The sequence below is a fragment of the Collinsella sp. SGI.178 genome, assembly GCF_050313495.1.
Lineage (GTDB): Bacteria > Actinomycetota > Coriobacteriia > Coriobacteriales > Coriobacteriaceae > Collinsella.
Genome location: NZ_JBNPLM010000040.1, coordinates 1 through 3328, shown reverse-complemented (window position 1 = coordinate 3328; position 3328 = coordinate 1). Strand labels below are relative to the sequence as shown.

3 protein-coding genes are annotated in these 3328 nt (G+C 59.9%); all 3 read left to right on the top strand.

The window, feature by feature from the left end:
* Nucleotides 1–103: 103 nt before the first annotated feature.
* Complete coding sequence (locus ACQRAQ_RS08475) at nt 104–400, top strand: transposase (protein ID WP_320602678.1); 297 nt, start codon at nt 104–106, stop codon at nt 398–400.
* Nucleotides 397–1293 (top strand): IS3 family transposase, encoded by an 897-nt coding sequence (locus tag ACQRAQ_RS08470; RefSeq protein WP_427794540.1) that lies wholly within the window; start codon nt 397–399, stop codon nt 1291–1293. Before ACQRAQ_RS08475 ends, ACQRAQ_RS08470 begins: the two co-directional genes overlap by 4 nt.
* 256 nt (nt 1294–1549) lie before the next feature.
* Complete coding sequence (locus ACQRAQ_RS08465) at nt 1550–3037, top strand: ATP-binding cassette domain-containing protein (protein WP_427794539.1); 1488 nt, start codon at nt 1550–1552, stop codon at nt 3035–3037.
* Nucleotides 3038–3328 lie beyond the last annotated feature (291 nt).

Genomic DNA, 3328 nt, shown 5'->3' with positions numbered 1-3328 from the left:
CTATCGCGCCGACCGCGAGCTTGAATCTGAATCTGCCCCAGTTCCGTTGACACTTTGAGTTCCGTTCGCCAACATATTCGGCAACGGAGGAAAGCGAGGAAGAATGGGCAACCCTTCACCGCGATACACCGCGGAATTCAAGCAGAGGGCAGTGGAGCTGTACCTGGCGGCGGGGCCGGAGGCCACCTACGCCGAGATCGCCAGGGAGCTGGGATGCGACCCCGGGTCGCTGGCGAAGTGGGTCAAGCTGGCAGGCGGCGCCCCCGCCGCGGAACCCGACCAGAACCCCTTCCAGATGCAGGAGGAGCTGCGCAAGCTGCGCCGGGAGAACCAGCGCCTCAAGACCGAGAACGAGATACTTTTAAAAGCCAGCGCCTTCTTCGCGAGCAAGCAGCTGTGAAGGAGGCAAAATTCGCGTTCATAGCCTCCCGCCTGGGGGAATACGGCGTGTCGGACATGTGCAGGGCGCTGGGGGTCACCCGCCAGGGCTACTACCAGTGGGCGAAGAGGCCCGCGAGCGACCATGACCTGCGGGACCTGGAGCTGGCGAGGCTCATCGGCGACGAGTACGAGGCCAGCCGCGGCATATACGGCGCCCCCAAGGTTTTCGCAAGGCTCAGGATGTCCGGCGTCAGGACGTCCCGCAAGCGCGTCGCCCGCATAATGAGGGAGTACGGGTGGAGGGGCGTCACCAGGGCCTGCGCCAGGCGCCCGTCCGGCGAGAAGCGCGCCTCCAAGGGAGAATCGTTCGACGACCTGGTCAAACGCAACTTCGCCGCCGACGGCCCCAACCAGGCGTGGTTCGCGGACATCACCTACGTGCGCACCAGCCAGGGATGGCTCTACCTGGCCGCGGTCATGGACGTGTGGTCGCGCATGGTGGTGGGTTGGTCCATGGGGCCGCGCATGACCGCCGAGCTGGCCGACGACGCGCTCAAGATGGCCATAGCCAGGAGGAACCCGCCCGAGGGCTGCATCCACCACAGCGACCACGGCGCCCAATACGTGAGCCTGCTTTTGGGCAAGACCATGCGCGACAACGGCATCAGGCCCTCCATGGGCTCCATATCGTCGCCGTGGGACAACGCGGTGACGGAGTCGCTGATGGGCGTCATAAAATCGGAATGCGTGCACGCGCGCACCTACGACACCCGCGAGCAGGCGGCGCTGGACATATTCGACTACATAGAGTGCTTCTACAACAGGATCCGGATCCACTCGGCGCTGGGGTGGCTCAGCCCCACGCAATTCGAGGAGAAGATGGCAAAGGAAAACCGCCCAGAGGCGGCATAGGACCTGTCAACGAAAACGGGGCAGATTCATGCTATAATCCTAGATATCAATCATCCAGCGGGGCCTTTGGCAAGCGCCGCTTCGAGTTAGGTCAGGTTAGATGAAGAACTAGCGATGCCCGTTTCGGGTACCCCATACGACCATTCTGTACATCCGGTCGCGCTTCAGGGTGCCGCATCGCTTCAGTGCCTTCTCGTTCCGAATCCATACATTGCGTGCCTGACCCCTGCGCGACCTCCTCTCAAAGGAGCTCGCCATGCAACTGAATCTCACTCACATCAGCTATACCTACCCCGGTACGGCATCGCCAGCCATCGAAGACGTCAGCGCCACGTTCCCATCGGGATGGACGGGCATCATCGGCGACAACGGATGCGGGAAGAGCACGCTCGCCCGTATCGCCGCCCGCGTTATTACACCCGATTCCGGGACGGTGAGCCCGAATCTGTTCGCGTCGTATTGCGAGCAAGACTCGACCCAAGAGCCAGACAAGCTCTTCGATCTCGCATCGGATTGGGGCAAGGAGGCGCAACGGGCAAGGGCACTGCTCCGCATCGAAGACGACTGGTTCTGGCGCTACGACACGCTCTCGGGCGGTCAGCAGAAGCGGATCCAGATCGCATGCGCCCTCTATGCACAACCGGATGTCCTCATCATGGATGAGCCGACCAACGACCTCGATGCCGCCACGCGCGACATCGTGAAGGAGGCGCTGGCCTCCTTCAGCGGCATCGGCATCCTCATCTCGCACGATAGAGACCTGCTCGATGGCCTTGTGGGCAAGAGCCTCATGTGCGAGGGCGCGCGTTGGACCATGCGCCCCGGCGGGTACTCGAAGGCAAGCGACCAGGCGGCGAGCGAACGCGCCTCCGCGATGAGGGATCGCGAGCAAGCCTCTCGTGAAGCGAAGCGCCTGAAGGCAGAAGCTCAGCGCAGGAGCGAAGAGGCGGCGCGTCAGAAGGGCAAGCGAAGCAAGCGCGGCTTGAGCAAAAAAGACAGCGACGCTCGCGAGAAGATCGGACGCGCCATAGTCTCTGGCAAGGACGGCGTTGCAGGGAAGCTCTCGTCCAAAATGAGCGGGCGGCTCGCAAAGGCCGAGGCAGAGTTTTCTGAGAAAACCGTCTCGAAAAGATACGACCATCGTATCGGCGAGTTCGGCGTCGCTGCGCGCTCAAGTTGCGTGGCGCACTTGGAGGCATCGCGACTGTCTGCTGGCGAGTTCTCGATAGATGTGCCGGAGCTCTGGATCTCGCCAACGGATCACGTGGTGTTGACCGGTGCGAACGGAACGGGAAAGAGCCTGGTGGTACGAAGCGTCATCGAATCTGTTCCTGATAATGTCAAAGTTGCGTACGTTCCCCAGGACGTCGGGCCAGAGGAACGCGAGCGAGCACTGAGGCATCTCCGAGACCAGGACCAGGAGACGAAAGGTCGCATCCTCTCCATCGTGGCGCGGTTGAACTCCGACCCTGACAAACTGCTCGTTGGCGACGATTTGAGTCCTGGCGAACTCCGCAAACTCATGCTTGCTGAACAGCTTGTTACGAATCCCAACCTCCTCGTACTCGACGAGCCGACGAATCATCTTGATGTGGGTTCTATTGAGGCGCTGCAGGAGATGCTGAGCGGTTTCTCTGGCGCGTTACTGTTGGTTACGCATGATAGACAGCTGTCGGAGGCAGTCACGCAGATTGGCTGGGAAACTATTCAAGGTGAGAGCCTGATGAGATTGCTGGTCGTCTAAACAATGGGTTTTATAAAAGAGCCTTGTCGGGCGGATTTGCAGCTTCAGTTTGCAATTATTGTTTAACTCCGCGTGGGAAGTCGCAAGCGGCTTGCTCGTGACGACAGCGACTATTGCCAAAGGGTGGAACAAATAAGGACTCATAGAAACCCTTGGTCGGTGTGCTAACATGATTACAGTGAGTAAGTAAGTCTTCAATAACACTAAGCCATTACATAATAAAATTATGTACTGCTGCAGGGTAACCAATGATTTAGTCGCCAATGAAGTGGCCAGGAGTAATCGATTTGT